The sequence below is a fragment of the Salipiger abyssi genome, assembly GCF_017311415.1.
GTDB classification, from domain to species: domain Bacteria; phylum Pseudomonadota; class Alphaproteobacteria; order Rhodobacterales; family Rhodobacteraceae; genus Salipiger; species Salipiger abyssi_A.
In genome coordinates, this window is the sequence record NZ_JAEKIS010000028.1 from 20,927 (window position 1) to 37,412 (window position 16,486).

The 16,486-nt window shown below is 61.1% G+C and carries 21 protein-coding genes; 6 read left to right on the plus strand and 15 right to left on the minus strand.

Annotated features, from left to right (window positions below):
* Window positions 1–89 precede the first annotated feature (89 nt).
* Genes I6N89_RS23050 through I6N89_RS23115 form a run of 14 tightly spaced genes read right to left on the minus strand, consistent with a single transcriptional unit; the run spans window position 90 to window position 11,361 of the window.
* A complete protein-coding gene (locus I6N89_RS23050; RefSeq protein WP_009574169.1) occupies window positions 90–1,115 on the minus strand; it encodes a type IV secretion system protein in 1,026 nt (341 codons plus the stop codon).
* Window positions 1,115–1,564, minus strand: coding sequence for a hypothetical protein (locus tag I6N89_RS23055; protein WP_236016798.1), 450 nt, complete (start codon window positions 1,562–1,564; stop codon window positions 1,115–1,117). The genes I6N89_RS23050 and I6N89_RS23055 overlap by 1 nt, the downstream gene beginning before the upstream one ends.
* The gene (locus I6N89_RS23060) at window positions 1,551–2,585 is read right to left on the minus strand and encodes an ATPase, T2SS/T4P/T4SS family (protein ID WP_090062945.1); all 1,035 of its coding nucleotides are present in this window, start codon (window positions 2,583–2,585) and stop codon (window positions 1,551–1,553) included. The genes I6N89_RS23055 and I6N89_RS23060 overlap by 14 nt, the downstream gene beginning before the upstream one ends.
* Before the next feature lies 1 nt (window position 2,586).
* On the minus strand, window positions 2,587–3,912 hold the full coding sequence (locus I6N89_RS23065; RefSeq protein WP_090062942.1) for a TrbI/VirB10 family protein: 1,326 nt from the start codon (window positions 3,910–3,912) through the stop codon (window positions 2,587–2,589).
* On the minus strand, window positions 3,909–4,610 hold the full coding sequence (locus I6N89_RS23070) for a TrbG/VirB9 family P-type conjugative transfer protein (protein WP_149884459.1): 702 nt from the start codon (window positions 4,608–4,610) through the stop codon (window positions 3,909–3,911). Before I6N89_RS23070 ends, I6N89_RS23065 begins: the two co-directional genes overlap by 4 nt.
* A complete protein-coding gene (locus tag I6N89_RS23075; protein WP_164184188.1) occupies window positions 4,607–5,254 on the minus strand; it encodes a virB8 family protein in 648 nt (215 codons plus the stop codon). Before I6N89_RS23075 ends, I6N89_RS23070 begins: the two co-directional genes overlap by 4 nt.
* Window positions 5,255–5,268: 14 nt before the next feature.
* Window positions 5,269–6,066, minus strand: coding sequence for a type IV secretion system protein (locus I6N89_RS23080; RefSeq protein ID WP_057796681.1), 798 nt, complete (start codon window positions 6,064–6,066; stop codon window positions 5,269–5,271).
* A complete protein-coding gene (locus I6N89_RS23085) occupies window positions 6,063–7,229 on the minus strand; it encodes a lytic transglycosylase domain-containing protein (RefSeq protein ID WP_090062937.1) in 1,167 nt (388 codons plus the stop codon). Before I6N89_RS23085 ends, I6N89_RS23080 begins: the two co-directional genes overlap by 4 nt.
* A 4-nt stretch (window positions 7,230–7,233) precedes the next feature.
* Window positions 7,234–7,449 (minus strand): hypothetical protein, encoded by a 216-nt coding sequence (locus tag I6N89_RS23090; RefSeq protein ID WP_028095514.1) that lies wholly within the window; start codon window positions 7,447–7,449, stop codon window positions 7,234–7,236.
* Entirely contained in the window at window positions 7,446–9,830 is a 2,385-nt protein-coding gene (locus I6N89_RS23095; protein ID WP_078572051.1) for a type IV secretion system protein B4, read from the minus strand. The genes I6N89_RS23090 and I6N89_RS23095 overlap by 4 nt, the downstream gene beginning before the upstream one ends.
* Window positions 9,820–10,098 (minus strand): type IV secretion system protein VirB3, encoded by a 279-nt coding sequence (locus I6N89_RS23100; protein ID WP_009574151.1) that lies wholly within the window; start codon window positions 10,096–10,098, stop codon window positions 9,820–9,822. The genes I6N89_RS23095 and I6N89_RS23100 overlap by 11 nt, the downstream gene beginning before the upstream one ends.
* Window positions 10,099–10,107: 9 nt before the next feature.
* Window positions 10,108–10,398 carry a TrbC/VirB2 family protein gene (locus tag I6N89_RS23105; RefSeq protein ID WP_054540759.1) on the minus strand — a complete coding sequence of 97 codons (291 nt, stop codon included), beginning with the start codon at window positions 10,396–10,398 and terminating at the stop codon, window positions 10,108–10,110.
* Window positions 10,395–11,078 (minus strand): lytic transglycosylase domain-containing protein, encoded by a 684-nt coding sequence (locus I6N89_RS23110; RefSeq protein WP_090063003.1) that lies wholly within the window; start codon window positions 11,076–11,078, stop codon window positions 10,395–10,397. The genes I6N89_RS23105 and I6N89_RS23110 overlap by 4 nt, the downstream gene beginning before the upstream one ends.
* Window positions 11,035–11,361: a hypothetical protein gene (locus I6N89_RS23115; RefSeq protein WP_010138156.1), complete on the minus strand. Its 327-nt coding sequence runs from the start codon at window positions 11,359–11,361 to the stop codon at window positions 11,035–11,037. Before I6N89_RS23115 ends, I6N89_RS23110 begins: the two co-directional genes overlap by 44 nt.
* A 314-nt stretch (window positions 11,362–11,675) precedes the next feature.
* On the opposite strand from I6N89_RS23115, the gene I6N89_RS23120 reads away from it, so the two are divergent.
* The 6 genes from I6N89_RS23120 (at window position 11,676) to I6N89_RS25595 (ending at window position 16,276) form a co-directional block, all read left to right on the plus strand.
* Window positions 11,676–11,834, plus strand: coding sequence for a hypothetical protein (locus tag I6N89_RS23120; protein ID WP_009574147.1), 159 nt, complete (start codon window positions 11,676–11,678; stop codon window positions 11,832–11,834).
* A gap of 651 nt (window positions 11,835–12,485) precedes the next feature.
* Window positions 12,486–12,701: a hypothetical protein gene (locus tag I6N89_RS23125; RefSeq protein WP_009574146.1), complete on the plus strand. Its 216-nt coding sequence runs from the start codon at window positions 12,486–12,488 to the stop codon at window positions 12,699–12,701.
* Window positions 12,698–14,098, plus strand: coding sequence for a TolC family protein (locus I6N89_RS23130; RefSeq protein WP_009574145.1), 1,401 nt, complete (start codon window positions 12,698–12,700; stop codon window positions 14,096–14,098). Before I6N89_RS23125 ends, I6N89_RS23130 begins: the two co-directional genes overlap by 4 nt.
* Window positions 14,095–15,462 (plus strand): multicopper oxidase family protein, encoded by a 1,368-nt coding sequence (locus tag I6N89_RS23135; RefSeq protein WP_038147513.1) that lies wholly within the window; start codon window positions 14,095–14,097, stop codon window positions 15,460–15,462. Before I6N89_RS23130 ends, I6N89_RS23135 begins: the two co-directional genes overlap by 4 nt.
* Before the next feature lie 26 nt (window positions 15,463–15,488).
* A complete protein-coding gene (locus I6N89_RS25590) occupies window positions 15,489–15,965 on the plus strand; it encodes a cupredoxin domain-containing protein (protein WP_009574143.1) in 477 nt (158 codons plus the stop codon).
* A gap of 23 nt (window positions 15,966–15,988) precedes the next feature.
* Window positions 15,989–16,276 carry a copper-binding protein gene (locus tag I6N89_RS25595; RefSeq protein WP_009574142.1) on the plus strand — a complete coding sequence of 96 codons (288 nt, stop codon included), beginning with the start codon at window positions 15,989–15,991 and terminating at the stop codon, window positions 16,274–16,276.
* A 122-nt stretch (window positions 16,277–16,398) separates the two neighbouring features.
* Here the strand turns inward: I6N89_RS25595 and I6N89_RS23145 are convergent.
* The coding region (locus tag I6N89_RS23145) for a transposase domain-containing protein (protein WP_207018952.1) at window positions 16,399–16,486 on the minus strand (88 nt) is incomplete at its 5' end.

The window sequence follows — 16,486 nt, forward strand, 5'->3', positions numbered from 1 at the left end:
GGACCTTCGTGAACGGCGCAGCGAAAGCCCGAAAAGTCCCGCATTGTGTGAGTTCATGCACAGTGCGGCGAAAGGCTGCTTTCTCCTTTCTACTCTCGCAAACGTTTTGCTCGTTCCGCCATTCTGACCACCTGCGCGCTTGTCGTTGCCGCGGCGCTCCGCACAGCGGCAGGCGTCTGCACCGCGCCTCGTCCGATTACTTCGCTTGTCGTGAGCGCACCGATCCGCGCCCGGCCCTTCACGCCGTCGGTATTGAAGATCCCCCGCATGATCCCGGTCGATCCAGCGACCACAGCGGGCGCTGCGGCTACCATCAGGTTCCCAGAGATCCCCCGCACAATCAGGGGCGTTGCAGCGACGAAGCCCTTGGCTAGGAACACCATGACGAAGAACGGCACGAGCGATCCGATGTTGGTTGCCGAGTTTGGATCACCGAGCTGCGCGAGAAGCGAATTCGCCATGCCGACGACGGTCGAAAACATTGCTGCGATGACGATGGGGTAGAAGGCATAGCTGACCGTCGTCGAGACCCACCTATGGAAGAAATCCTTGGTCGCGTCGAAGAGCGACAGAGCGATCATGATCGGAGCAAGGCCGAGCATGAGGGTCAGCATCATCTTGGCGAATATGAGGACGATGCCGGTCATGAAGCCAAGGAGGCTCAAAAGAATAAGCCCGATGCCGCCTAGGATCGCGCCCGTCATCCAGTTCAAATTGCTGCCGATGGCATTCAGGTACTGGCTGAATTTTTCGATCAGGATGTCGAATTCGCCGGCAAAGTGTGTGGCTCCGGCTCCTCCGCCGCCAACCGAAGACACCAGCGCGCCAGCGACGTAGTCCAAGCCTCCAATGACGGCGTTCGCTACTGCATTGAAGTTTGCCCAGTTGAAGGCGAAGAGCCCTATCAGCATCAGCTTGATCAGGTACCAGAAGAAGCTGGCCCCATCCATGCTGCGGAACTGGAATGCCATGTTGATGCAGACGCCGATTAGCGAAAGCGTGACCATCAGCAGGACGATCGTGCCGGTATTGCTTGCCACGGCCCCGAACTGGGACTCAGCCGCATCGACAAGGAACGCGTCTGCCGTTCCGACCATCCAGCTGACGACGCCCATTACCAGTTGCCTTGAGCTTCGCAGATTGTACGCACGCTCGGCTCGAGTTGCTTCCTTACTTCAATCCAGTCGCGGCGAAACGCTGAATGCTCGGCTTGGCTAAGGCCTGCATACCTTTCATGATACTCGCCATCGGAGCTACCCCAAGCGGGAAAGCGGGTTTCACAGCCGCAGTCGCCAGATTCAGCGATCTCCTCCCAGGCCCGAATTTCGTACAATTCCATCAAAGCTGCTGCCTTGTAGGCTTCCCGCGGATTGATTTCGTCCATCCAGGTCGGGCGCGCCGGACGATCGTTGCAAATCCGGTACTTTTGAGGCGACATATCGACCGTGAGATCGTTTGAGATCGGAGGCGAAGTCTGCGCCACAAGGGGGCCCGCCAAGGCGGCAAGCATGAGTGCGAGAATTGGTTTTCGCATCTGGGGGGTTCCTTTTTTACTCAGCGGCAACGGAGGGGCTCTTGTTGCCTCTGCCGTCGACCGTGTCGAGGTTCAAATCTGTGGTTTGACCCGGGAGGAAGAACTCGGTGATCCCGCGCGCGCCTTCATGGCGGCCTGCCTGAATGATCACGTCGATCGAGCCCTCAATGTAATCGATCATGTCGGCATAGGTCATCGGCACATCGGTTTTCAGGGCGGCGATGGCGAGGCGGCGAACAGCAAGTTGTGGGGTCTCGGCATGCAGCGTAGTCAGCGATCCACCGTGGCCGGTGTTGATTGCCTCGAGAAACGTCATCGCCTCGCGACCGCGGACTTCGCCTAGGACAATCCGGTCGGGTCGCATGCGAAGCGTTGAGGCCAAGAGCACATCGGCACTGCGGGCATCCGTGTCCCGGTCCGCGATCAACGTCACGGCATTGGGCTGCTCGGGGCGCAGCTCGGCCGCCTCCTCGATGGTGATGATCCGCTCTTCGGGCGGAATCAGCGAAAGGATCTTGCGCGCCGCAACCGTCTTGCCGGTCGACGTGCCACCCGAGACGATCATGTTGAGCTTGTTCTCGACGCAAAACCGCAGCGCGGCGCCGATGTCGCCGGATGTCACCACATCGCGCAGTGCGGCGTTACGTTCGCGGCGCAAGCCTTCGAGGCTGCGCTCCTTGCCATAGAGAAATCCGAGCCGGATCGCCTCTAGCGGCAGGGAGGAGAAAAACCGCAGTGATATCGAAAACCCGCCCTCGACTGCCGGCGGCTGGATCACCTGCGCGCGGATCGGGCGATCTCGATATAGGATCGAGACCGAGACGATAGGCTTCTTGGTGCTGAGTGTGGTCGAGGCGGCGGAGGCAATCTGGTTGCCGAGGTCCTTGATCTCGGTTGGGCTCAGCGGGCTGCCGAGACCTCGCATGAAGTGGTCGCCCTGGAATTCGCCCCAGACTTGTCCGTCGGGATTGATGCAGATCTCGATCGTGTCGTCGCGCAGGACCTCGGGGCCGAAACGGTCGAGCGACGCTTCCAGATAACTTGCAGCCATGTCAGAAAATCTCGAGGTCACGATCAACCATGACCGTGATCCGTGTACCCTGATCGACATGTATCACTGGCCGGATCGCCAGATAGTCCTGCATCACGCTTTGCGTGCTATCGCGCAGGTCGCTGCCGACATCACTCGCAACATCGGCCGCCGCCTCGCTGTCGATTTGACCCGCTGCAGCCGCAGGCAAGGCGCCGATCAAGGAGATCAGCGCGGCGGAGCCGAAGCGTTGCGCGAAACGGGTGTCGACAAACCCGGTGGTGCCAGTACGGCCGAGTTCGTCTCCACCGAAGGCGCTGATCTGCACGGTCTGATTATCGGGCAAGATGATCCGATCCCATGCCACCATGACGCGCGATTGGGCAAGTGCGACATCGGAGCGGTAGCGCCCGATCAGCCGCGCGCCGCGCGGGATCAGGATACGCGTTCCATCGAAAGAATGGACGTCTTCCGAGACGATGGCGCGGATCGCGCCGGGCAGTGTGCTGTCGAGGGCCGTCTCTGTCACAGCCTGAATCATGGTGCCTTGAACAACCGTGTTCGATGGGTTCGCGATCACTTCGGCACGTGTCACCTGTGCTGGTTGCGCGCCCGAACGAACAAAGGCTTCATCTGCATTCAGACGCGCGGCTTCCAGCGTATTCTCCCTATCCGCACCCGCGCCCATCCCGGAGAACGCGATCATAGGAGACGCGATGCGCTCTGCGCGGGCCTCAGCTTCGGCTGCGCGCCGCCTTTCGAGTTCGGCCAGCCGCAATTCTTCTTCACTTGGTCCCAATGAGCTCGGCTCTGGTGGTACAAGCCGTGCAAGCTCCAAGTCCATGCGGAGCTGATTCAATTCGCGATCCCGCTCGGTCAGTTGCCGCTCGAGGGCACGCTGCGCCTCGGCGGATGCTTCCTGTAAGGTGGCAATTTGCGCCGTCAGGTCGGCAATAGCCTGCTCCGCCCCGCTATCCGCGGCCTCGGCCGGTCTTGCGCGCAGTTCCTCGAGTTCCGCTCTCAATGTCGCAAGACTTTCCATCAGCGCGAGTTCCGACTCGCTCGGACCTGTGTCCGCAGGCGGGGCTTGGCTGGGCTCCGGGGCAGAAATCAGCGCCAGATCTCCGAATCCGGGGCCGCTGCTCTGGAACTCTTCCGGCGCGGCGGTCGCCATTGGCGCTTCTGCCGACGGCTGCAGGGCAGCCCATGCCAGACCGCCTGCTGCCGCGATGCCGACGACCCCAAGGATCGCGGCAAGCGGCGCAGGCCGCTTGCTTGCCTTCGCTTTGCCTGTCGAGCCTTCGAGAGCCGCGAGGCGCGCGGCGAGGTCTTCCGTACCTTCGGTCATGATGTGGCCTGTCCTGCGTCCTGGACGCAAACCACCTCTTCGCCAAGTCGAAGGACCCATTGTCGGTTGACGCCGGACACGCGGATGACGCCGTCACTCAAGGCTTGGCTGTTCACCGCGCGTTCCCTGCCGTTCGAATAACGGAAGATGGCGGGCACCGGCGCATTCCGTGCGAACCGGAAATACGTGAAGGTACCATCATCCCAGATGGCCGTCGGCGTGAACTCTTCTCGGGCGCTGACCGCATAGTTCGCATTCGGCGCATCGGCCGCAACCGCCCTGGTGGGTTGCACGCGGTTTTCAGGATAGCGGAACTGCACGACATAATGCGGCGTCTCCCGGGCTTCGACGACATGGAAGTAGTAGGAGCGGCGGTTGGTGTAGACGGTGATGTTGGTGGCGACGCCAGATGCTGTCGGCTTAATGGCGAAGGCACGGCCACCCGGGACACCGTCGAATTGAAACCCGACCGTATCGCCGGCGATGATCGAGCGGATGGTTTCACCCTCACCGAATTCGACCGTGGTGACGCGGGTCAGAGTCGTGACGACACGGTAAACTTGGCCTTCAGTCCAGGTCGCTACGCGCACGCGGTTGTCATGAGAACCTGGGCGGGGCGTGGTCTCGGCCAAGGCAGTCGATCCCGCGAACGTGAGAAAACTGGCGGCCAACAAGGTAAAGATTGGAGTGCTAGTCATTCGGAACGGTCCGATCGGATGGCATATTGGGTGACGGTGAAACCGAAAGGGTTTTGCCAGACATCGTCGATCGCGCGGGTCCGCTCGGGCCGGAATTCGAACATCAACGTGGCAGTGAACGATCCATCCTGTACCCCCTGCGGGCTTGTCAGGCGCTTTCTGAGCCGGACCTGGGCGCGGTTATCGCCAATAAGGGTGATCGATGCGATCTCAACGGCCATCTCGGCCGCAGCCCCGTATCGCGTCGGCGGATAGTTCTCCTGACCCGATGTCCACATCTCGCGCATGCTGGCCTCGACCGACCCGGAAGACTGCGCCAGGACACGGCGGACACGAAGATCGTTGTCGAGCTGGTTGTAGGTTTCGCGGTCGAGAATGTAGCGGTAGATTTGCGCTTCGATCACGGCAGGGCGTTCGGCGAGCGACACGGTTTCAACCGTGGCATTGGGGAGCGCCATCCCGGTCGCGGGATCGTAGGGGACAACCACGGGAGGCGGCGTCTCGACCATCAGCGCGACAGCCGCAGCTGTCAAACAGCCGAATACACCAAAGCCTGCTCCAGAAAGGCCGATCATCCGCCAAAGCTGTTCCCGGCGCAGGGCACCGTAGACAAGTTCCTCTTCCACGAGTTCGCGCGCAGTCATCACCCCTGCCCTACTCATGGCTCAAGGTCCGGCAAGGTGAAGTCCATGTAGCGGCGTTCTTCGGCAACGGTGGCGGCGTCAACCACGCCTGCATTGCCTGCGCCTAGGGTTTGAATCGCTTCCAGCTCCCACATCCGGGTCATAGCGATGGCGAGTTCCGCCGTGACGCGGGTGTTGTGATCCATCGAGGCTTTGAGATCCTCCATGTCCGGGATCATCTCGACCAGACGTTCCACCCGTTCGAGAGACTGTTCCGCCTCTGCGTGGCTGTTCTGCGCCGCTGCCGACATCACAGCACCTGTGGTTGCCCGCGTGGCCACGCCTTCAGCGCCCGGATTGCCGCTGGTGGCGATTTCGCGGAGAGAATCCTCGTCGAACCCGGCACTTGCCAGCGCCTGTTCCATCTGCGTGCGCATGGGCCCGGCATTGGGCCCGATGAGAGCGCTCCAATCGCCCGCCTGGATGCCTCGGATCAGGCCGGGGATGTCTTCGAAGTTGGCCTCAAGCAAGGTGTCGAGGTCCCCGCCCATGGCAAGTCCGAGGATGCTGCGCGGCCCGGTGAGCGAGGCATACATCTCGTTCAGCTGATCGAGTTGGCTTTGCAGCATGTCCAGTTGCTCCAACGCATTGTCCAGAAGATCCGTCTGGATCCCGAAATCCTGCAGCATCTGTTGAAGCTGGCGGATTTCCTGAGCAATGTTCTGAGTGTCCACCGTGGGCACACCCTGTGCCGCGACAGGTCCGGTGACATTGAGGGTGAGCGCGAGAGCAATGCTACCGGCGAAAAGGGAACGGGGCAGGCGCAGGTTCAACGCAAATCCTCCTGACTGAAATCCATGAATTGCCGCTCGGCAGCCTGGGCCGCCGCCAAGGCGATCTGCTCGGCACTGAGTGGCTCGGTTCGGGCGGCCTTGATCCGGGTCCGGATTGCGACCAGCCGGGCCTGTTCGGCCCGGGCATAGGTGTTGAGCGCGATGGCCTCGTGGAGATCCTCGGTCTCGCCAATGCGGGTGATGATGTCCTGCACGCGCAGGGCGGCCGCGCGGACTGAGACCAGCGAGTAGTCGCCATAGACCCCTGCGCCGTGGGCCGAGAGGCTGAAACTCGCATTCGCCAGAAGGACCGGGTCGATGGTGCCGAGCGCATCGATGCCGCCCATGGCCGCGAGGTAGCTGTTGTACTGCTGCGGGATCACCACGACATAGTGCTGGGTTTCCGCGAAAGGCGGCACACCGCCATAATCCTGCACATTGCCAGGACCGGCGTTATAGGCGGCGAGCGCATGGATAATGTTGCCATCGAACATGTTCAGCATTTGTGCGAGGTATCGCGCACCGCCGGTGACCTGCAGATAGGGATCGTCGTAATAGGCCGGGTAGATCCCGAGATCGCCCGCGGTACCGGGCATGATCTGGGTAAGTCCGAAGGCCCCCACGGGTGAGCGTGCCCCGATCTGGAAACGACTTTCCTGCCAGATCAGCGCCTGCAAGAGACAGCGCCATTGCACGAGCGAAAGACCTGCGCGGCCGACCCCGGACAGACTATGGGTGTCGCGTGCTGCGCGGATGATCAGCTCCTCGATCCCCTCCCTGGCATCGCCGAACATCCGCGCTGCCGCTGGATTGGTGTCCTCGGGCGCATAAAGACTGGCGGCCGCGCTTTCGACGTCGTCGACCGCCCCCTGCCCCGCCTCGAGCCCCGCCACGGTTCCGGCCACGTCTCCAGCGCCAAGCGACATGGCATCCATCAGCCCTTCGAGGGAGGCGAGTTGCTGGCGCTCGATTTCGGCCAGTTCCTCCTCTCGGCTTAGCCGGACCTGCTGCAGTGCCAGGTCCCGATCGGTCTGCTCAAGGATGGCCTGCCGCTCTGCGAAGAGGCGCAGATCGAAGGTCGGCACGCCTTGGGCGACCGCTGGCCCCGCCGTGGGACCTGCCAGTGCAAAGCCGATCATCGAGAGAGGAAGCCAGGTCCGCATTGGCTCAGCCGCCCGCCCCCAAGAGGACGAAATCGCAGGCCGTGTCGCGGCGCGTGACCTCCGCCCCCATGGTCGAGATCGTGGCGGTGGCGGTTCCTGCCTGCGCAGGAGCCTCGCGAAAATTGAAGCAGTTGGCTTGCGGGGGGTTATGCTGCGCACAGGCTGTCAGGGTCAGGCCGAGCCCGAGCAGCACTACGCTGCGAATGATGGTACGGGTCATGTCACTCTCCAGAAATCAGGACGTTCGCGATAATCGGCGCCGACAAGCGCTTCGCCCTTCTCCATTCCGCCAAGGATGGTCACGAGCGGGCCGAGCGCGCTGAGATCGGCATCGATCACGACGGAACCACGGTCGTCGCGTACAAGCGCGAGCCGCGAGGCCGAGCCGACGCCCAGAAGCACGTCGAGCTCTTTCTCGGTCAGGCCGAGCATCGCGTAGTCAGCGGCGGAAGCACGAATGTTGGGCAAGAGCACCTGCGTCGGCACCGCTTCCACGATGGTCTTGCCGGTGCGCGTGCGCTCGAGCTGGCTGGCATATTGCGTCATCATCACGACGACGGCGTTCTGCTTGCGGGCGGTCACCAGCCAGTTGCTGAGGCGCTCCGCAAAGTAGGCGTTGTCGAGGGCTTTCCATGCCTCGTCGATGACGATGATGGTGGGCTTGCGGTCCTCGATCACCCGCTCGACCCGGCGGAAGAGGTAGGACAGGACCGCCATGCGTTCCCGCTCGCTCTCGGAATCGAGGATGCCGGTGAGGTCAAAGCCCGCGACGTCTCCATCGATGCTGAAACTGTCCTCGGCATTGGCCCCGAAGATCCAGCCGTAGCGACCCTCGGCCGTCCATTCCTGCATACGCTCGAAGAGATCGCCCTCGTCATCGGTCGAGACCAGCAGCGAGGCGAAATCCGACCAGTTCCGTAGACCCGCATGTCCTGCGCTGGCGTTCTGGCGCACGACTTCCTGCAGTCGGTTGGTCTGAACCGGGGTTAGCGGTCGATCGCGCCGCTCCAAGAGGCTCGCGAGCCAATCAGCAAGCCATGCCTGGCCCCGCACGTCGATCTCGGTCTGGAGCGGATTGAGGCCCGTGGGGCGCCCCGCCCGCACGGTCGAATAGCTGCCGCCGAGCGCGCGGACGGCCATCTCCATGCCCGCGCGATAGTCGAATACGAAGACCCGCGCACCTGCCCGCCGTGCCATGGTCATCAGGAAAGCCGCCAGGACGGATTTGCCGGAGCCGGGACGGCCGAGGATCAGCGTGTGGCCTCCCGTGGGCTCGCGATCCGGCGCGCCCTGTTCGTGGAAGTTGAAGCGAAAACCACTGCGCTCGGGTGTCGGAAAGAGCGTGATCGGCACGCCCCAGGGGACTTCCCGCCCTGTCTTTCCGAGCGGGGTGCGGTGGAAGGTAGCGAGATCGGCGAAGTTGTGGTTCGTGATTGCGGCCTTGCGGCTGCGCGCCCCTGTGTTCCCGGGATGCTGCGCCATGAAATGCGCCCGCGCCCCGAAGGCTTCCGAGATCAGGTTGATCCCGGAGGTGGCGGAGATGTTGCGGATTTCGGCCGCGATGTCGTCGAGGGCGGCCTGGGATCGCGCATAGACAGCTACGGTCATGTGGTGCTCGCCGAAGATCAGGCGTTTGGATTCCAGATCGTCCTGCGCGAGTTCCAGTTCCTGGGCGAGACTGACGGCTCCGTCATTGGCGGCCTGCATTAGCCGCAGCTGCCGCTTGATCCGGCCCGCCATAATGTTGGCGTTGATCGGCACAAAAGAGTGCGTGACCACCATGTCGACGGGCAGATTCAACTCGTCGAGCATCAGGCTATCGGTCTTGGCCGGGTAGTTCTTCACCGCAAAGATCGCCCCGAGCTTGTCGCCGACGGCACCGTCCGAGAGTGCGATGGTCGTGCCGCGGAAGGTGACGCGCGTATTGGCTACGTCCTCGGCGATCACACCGAGGCGCGACCGGGGGAAGAGCGGGTGCTCCTCGCCCGTGTTGAGTGAACCGAGGAAGCCCAGAAGCTCGCCGGTGCTTGCGGCCAGAAGGCGGGGCTTCAGCTCATCGAAGGAGGACAGCAGAAAGCCCACAACCTCGTCGAGCTTGCGCAAGCGGCGGGTGGTGTCGGCCGCATGTCGCGAGCGAGACGCCCCAAGTCCGAACGGCAAGCGGCTGCTCACCTCGGGGCGCTTCAGCACGGTCAGGGTCAGCGTCTTGTCGCGCAAGCCCGCGCGGCCGAGATGCGCGTGCCATCGTTTGTCGATGGCAGCAGCGAACCCCTCGCCCGGAATGGGCGGCAGGGTCACATCGACCGCTTTCGAGACCTTGTGCAGGTAGAATGAGAACTCGGTCCCGACCTGCGCCACGATGCCAGCCAGCAACCCTCCGATCCGGTCGAGATGCCCGTCCTCGCTCGTGATGCTGTTCACCCCCTCGAGCCGGATGCATTGCATCAGCTCGTTGCCGCGTGTCCGGATCGTTCGGTCGTTCACGAGGCTCACATAGGGCAGCATCATTGAGAGCCGCTTCTCGCCCTTGACCCATGCGGGTAGCGCGGTCAGCGGATCGATGGCGTTCTCAACCGCATCGGCAATTCCATCACGGGGCATAGCTGTCGCCTCCGTGCAGCTTGCGGTTCGTGGTCGGCGGGGTTTCCTGCAGGGTGATCACCAGGACATCGAGGAAATTCGGATCCCAGTCTGCGGCTTTCCAAAGCGCCGGCCAGGCCAGCCCCGCGAACACAGCCACCACCCAGCTCTGCACCCAGAGGAATAGAAGCGTCGAGCCGAAGAGCCAGACCATGGCGTACATGATCGGCAAGCCCATCAGCTTGGGTGGCCTGAGAAGACCGATGAACACGCGGGACTGGTCAGCCATGGATAGAGCTCAGGTGGTCCAGATGGCGGCGACGATGGTGGGTGCTGCGGCGATGCCCGCGATTGCAACCACGACCCAGAGCGCCTGACGAAAGTCGAGGATGCCAAAGAGCCAGGAAAGGAACACCCCGATCAGTGCGAGCGTGCCAATCACGATCCCCAAGGGACCGGTGATCGCATCGACAATTCCTTGAAGCAGGGTCTGTACCGGCGAGAGGTCGATGCTCTGTGCAAGCGCTGGACCCGCCAGCACGATAAGGGCCATCGCGCCGAGCGCGACGATCGAAGGTCTCGATGTCATGAAAGATCTCCTCTGAGCCGCTCAAACACGGCAGTCACACGGGCCACATGCCCTTGGGTTTCGCGAAAAGGGGGAATGCCGCCGTGGCGTGTGACCGCCTCCGGACCAGCGTTGTATGCCGCAAGGGCCAGAGAGCCCTCGCCGAACTGGTCGAGCATCATCAGCAGGTAGCGGGCTGATCCGTCGAGATTCTGCGCAATGTCATGTGGGTCCACGCCGAGGTCGCGGGCGGTATCCGGCATAAGCTGCCCGAGGCCTATAGCCCCGACAGGGCTACGTGCAGCCGGATTGTATGCGCTCTCGACTTCAATGTTGGCGCGGTAAAGGAGCGCCCAATCAGTGACGGAAAGCCCCGCGCGACGCAGCGCACCATGCCCGGCATACCGTAGAGCCGTGGTCTCGATCGCATGGAGGATTTCTGGGGTGGCGCCGGCGGCAGATCGGGCCGGGATCGCTGTCTCGACAGTGGCGCCAGGAACGCGAGGTTCTGCGAAGAGAAAAAGGCGCCCGTTTGCCTCTTGAGAAGTGGAAATCAATTGGCCGTCTGGGCCAACCGAAAAGATGAAACCGTCGGCCAGGGCCGGGGGCGCGGAACAAACGCCTGTACCCAAAGCAACGACGAGCGCAGTCGCGCGGTCAGCTGCCTTTGACCGGAGGCGCGGCGTGGCGTTCGCGGCCACCTTCTTCAAGTGGGATGCTAGCGGTCGTACAGCCCATGTCGGCCAGGAAACTGACAAGGCCAACGATGGTTTTGAAGTCGCGGAGCTTGAGGACGCTTCGGCTGGTGACGAGCATCTTATCGTCACGCCCATCAGTGGCGACGGCGCGGATGACCCACGAGCCGTACCAGCTGTTATGGCGCTTCTCTGCTCTCTCCTTGCAGACCACCTCAATGAGGTAGCCCTCGGCGAGCAAGCCGCGCAGTCCGTCTTCTGTAACCACATTCGGGGCTTCTTCTATCATGGCCTTCCCTTGGGTCCTTGTTCTGCCTGGGTGCAGTATCAGGCCCACGGGGTCGCAACACCGTGAGCGATACAAAACAACATTAATGATAGCAAGACAATAATAACGTGTTGACGAAGTTCGCCTTGCTCCGATAACGGTGATAGCCGACAGAATGATAATCTTAAAGGCGGCAAAGGAGTTTTGCCCTGCGGCTGTTTATTGCGCGCAACGCACCGTTGCTGTTCGCGTTCCTGCTTGGAAGCATGCCGATAGCCGCAGCAGCAGATTGCGTACCTCCCGAACGACCGTTCTTGCCTCAGTCGCAAGACGACATGCGTGCCTACGCCGATCTGATCAGAAGCGATTTCGAGGCCTACATTGCCGATGTGCAGGACTACTTCCGTTGTCTCGACGCCGAGCGCGCTCGCGCCTTTGTTGAGGCGAGGGAGGTCAGTGATGACTACGCTAGGTTCCTGAATGCTCTCGAGTAAGCGACTACGGGTTTGTGCCGCCAGTAGAAATCAACCGTTAGACCAACGCTCCGTCAGTCTCCAACGCAATGATGTTTTTCAAGCGGGCGATCATGTCGTCACCGCTTGCGACATCTACGCTCGCACATTCATTGATCGATTAGGATTTCAGCAGTTTTTTCAAACTTCTACGAAGAATGTATGAAAAATTTGCCCACACGTTTTGGTGACTTGCCGACATTTTGTTTCAGCAATACAGCTTCAAAAATGATGTACAGGATTCGGGCCGTTTTTGGGATACTCCAGATTGCCTCCATATTGGTGGCAGTGACCCTGATGCCGTCCAATGCATCAGCCATGGTTTCGTGCTCTGTTGAACAAGTCGCTCAGGAGTCTTCAAACGAGCGCCACCATCATGAAACGGACATTCCGGCTGCAGATATCGACCATGGAGCAGACCACTGTGCGTCACATATCTGCGTGGTCGGTGACTTCGTAGGTGCCGAAAGTTGCACAAAGCAGTCCGCTAATGTTTCCCTCCGGTCCTGGGATATTGCGTCCCTAGTCCGTTCGGCCACACCCGAAGGTTTGCGGCGCCCTCCTCGCGCCTGATGCACCTGTAGCCGCAGTTTGACTGCGACCATCTGCATCTGACATTTCGAGGAAATCTAAGTGAAAATTCTGCTTGCGGCATCCTTGCCGCTGTTCGGGGCCGCCTGCTCGGCGCTTCCTGAACTTGAAACCGTGCCAGCGCTTACGGCGGCGGTTACATCGCCTGTGGTCGCGTCTGCGCAACCCGGGCCTGTTGTTGCTTACGCGGGCTACTCGGTCGGAGAACCGGCCGAATGGCGGATGCTGAATGATGAACAACGGGAGGGTGGCGAATGAAACTGCCTCTTCTCATGGGGTCCATGTTGCTGGTGTCCGCCTGCGCCAGTCCTGCCGTTCTTGAGCGTGCAAAACCAGATCGCGCGGGCTTTGGCAGTGTCGAGACGGGTGCACGCCAGGCTCTAGGGGCCACACCGATCTGGAACCTGTCTGCCGCGGACCTTGAGGAAACGCGCAAGAGGGTTCACGCCATGGTGCATGGTAAGACCGTCAGCGCCGACACCGCAGTGCAGGTTGCCCTGATAAGCAGTCCCGCACTTCAAGCCAGCTTCGCTGAGCTAGGTCTGTCCTCAACTGACTTATGGGAAGTGGCTATGGGGCCGGTGCCCTCGATCGGTGTGTCAATCTCCGGGTTGGCTGGCGATGTCACTCGCACACTTGAGGCAACATTAATCAACTCCCTGCTCGACGTGGCAACATCCGCACCGCGGACCCAACTTGCGGAGATTCGCTTCAGACAATCCGAACTTGCTGCGCTCGCCGACACGATAGACTTGGCCGTTGAAACCCGCCGGGCCTGGATTGAGGCGGTTGGCGCTTTCGAAGCCGCTGCACTGATCGCTCAAACTCAGGGCACTGCCGAGGCAGCGTCCGAACTTGCTGTGCAACTGGGCCGTACCGGCGCGATGAGCAAGGCCGATCAAGCAAGGGAGCATGCCTTTACTGCTGAGCTTGCCGCCGAACGTGCAGCCGCCCAATTGGAGGCGCAATTGGCCAAAGAAAAACTGCTTCGGCTGATGGGGCTTTGGGGTAGCGACACCACTGTATTCGTGCCGGACTCGCTGCCCGCCTTGCCTGGTGGCCCGCGCGTTGCAGGAAATATCGAACAGCTGGCACTGGCAAACCGCGTAGACCTGGCATCTGGAAAGCTGGAACTCGAGGCGCTCGCGCTGGACTACCGTCTGACCGGGCAAACCCGTATGGTCTCGGACGTCCAGTTGGTGGCTGGTTTCGACCTGGAACGTGCAGCCGGAGAAACCGAGGCCAATCCAGCGCTTGCTCTAGATTTCGAGATCCCGCTCTACGACACCGGTCCGCTGGTGTCGAAGCGTGGCCGCATGGCCTATCTGCAGGCAGCGAACAGGCTGGCCCAGCAGGCCGTCGATGCGCGTTCGGACGCACGCATGGCCTATAGGGCCATCACCGGTCGCCATAGCATCGCGCGGCATTGGCGCGACTCTGTTTTGCCTCTGCGACGCCAGATCGATGACGAAGCGCTGCTGTCCTACAACGGCATGCTGACCTCGACCTTTGAATTGATCGCTGATGCCCAGGAGGGGCTCGCTTCGCGCCTCTCTGCCGCAGAAGCGAAACGTGACTACTGGCTTGCCGAAACAGACGCGACCGCGGCGATTTGGGGCGGGGCAATTACTCTGACCGGAGGTAGCGAAGAATGATGAACCGTCGTCAATTACTGGGCGCGGGATTGACCGCGAGCGCTGGAGCTGTGCTGGCGAACGCCGGGGCCGCGCAAACACGCTTTCGCGATCTGCCCGAGGCCGCCTTTACCGACAGCCCCTATACACAAGTTCCCCCAAGGCCTTCGGATCGGTTCGACTACAACCCCGTTGTAACACTGAACGGATGGTCTTTGCCGTATCGCATGAACGGAGATGTAAAGGAGTTCCACCTCGTTGCAGAGCCTGTTGAAAGGATTATGGCGGACGGGATGATTGCGCGGCTCTGGGGCTACAATGGCCAATCCACCGGACCCACAATCGAAGCGGTCGAAGGCGAGCGGGTGCGTATTTACGTAACCAACCGTCTTCCGGAACATACCAGCGTGCATTGGCACGGACTGATCCTGCCATCGGGAATGGATGGAGTTGGTGGTTTGTCGCATCCCGGCATCCCGCCGGGTAAGACCTTCGTCTACGAGTTCGACCTCATCAAGTCCGGCACCTTCATGTACCACCCGCATGCGGACGAGATGGTACAGATGGCCATGGGCATGATGGGGCTCTTCATCGTGCATCCGCGCGACCCGGCGTTCATGCCGGTGGACCGGGATTTCGCGTTCCTCCTTGCGGCCTATGACATCGACCCGGGGACCTACATCCCGCGCGTGGCCGAGATGACCAATTTCAACATGTGGACCTGGAACAGCCGGATCTTCCCGGACATCGATCCTCTGGTGGTCAACAAGGGGGACCGTGTCCGTGTGCGTTGTGGCAACCTGACGATGACCAACCACCCAATTCACATGCATGGCTATGACTTTCAGGTCACCTGTACTGACGGAGGCTGGGTGCCGGAAAGTGCCCGTTGGCCCGAGGTCTCGATCGACATTCCTGTAGGCGCCATGCGCGCCTACGAGTTCGACGCGATTCACGAAGGTGACTGGGCGATCCACTGCCACAAGTCGCACCACACCATGAATGCTATGGGCCACGACATCCCTACATTTATTGGCGCCGACAAGTCCCGCCTGACCCAAATGATCCGCCGCCAGCAGCCTGGCTACATGCCGATGGGCACGGCGGGTATGGCGGATATGGGCGAGATGTCGATGGAGATCCCCGAGAACACCGTGCCGATGATGACCGGATGGGGGCCGCATGGCCCATTGGAAATGGGTGGCATGTTTAGCGTGGTGAAGGTTCGCGAGGGCATCGACCGCGACGATTACAGCGATCCTGGCTGGTACGACAACCCGCCCGGAACACAGGCCTACGAATGGACGGGCGAGCTGCCCGAACATGCATACAACACCAGTCCGAAAACCGTGATCACGCCGCGCGGCGGCGTGCGGCAGGGCTGATGCCAGAGCACAGGAGAAACACGCTCATGAAAACTGCACTTTTGACATTGGGGCTGGCCCTGATTCCCGCCCTCGCAATTGCGGACGCCGGGCACGGCAACGGTCAAATGGCCATCGGCATGCCTGCGATGCATGGCCATGAACCCACGCGAACCATCGATGTGATAATGCGTGAGGACTACGACAAGGACGCACCGTTCGTCTTCGAACCCTCCTCGGAAATGACTTTTTCTGAGGGTGAAACCGTGCGCCTGCGCATCACGAACATGGGTGAGGAAACCCACGAGTTCGTGATGGATTCGATGGCACAAAACGCTGAACACAAAGAGCTGATGGCCAAGTTCCCTGAGATGGAACATGACGACCCTAACGCTGTGCGCCTTGAACCAGGTGAAGAGGCGGAGATCCTTTGGACTTTCAACAAGGCCGGCAACTTCGAATTCGCCTGCCTGCTGCCCGGCCACTATGAAGGCGGCATGCACGGCGCCCTTACTGTCAACTGATCTCAAATCAAAGGAAACCAATCATGACCAAATTTTTGACGCTCGCCGCTGCCCTTCTGATGACCGCTGGAACTGCAATTGCTGCTAGCGATAGTGCCATGTCCTCGGGCACGGTGACCAAGATCGATGCCAAGTGGAACAAGATTACTGTCGACCATGGCCCGCTGGAAAACCTCGACATGCCAGCAATGAAAATGGTCTTCGTTCTCGCCGATCCCGCGATGCTGGAAGGGCTGAGTGAAGGCGCACAGATCAACTTCGTTGCCGACCGTGTGAATGGCAAGCTGACTATTACAGAGCTGGTGCAGTAACTACAGGTCGCGCGCCCTGTCTCGCAGGGCGCGCGATTTCATTCGTCGTCGGAGATCATGAGAAAGTTGCGTCGTCTACGACAGAAAGATCGTAACCGACCGGTTGATACCGTCGCCTGATCCTACGACTTCCAGTTCCACGGGAGCAGTTCGTCGAGGCGGTTGATCTTGTGATCGTGGATACGGTCGAGGACATCAGCAAGCCACGCT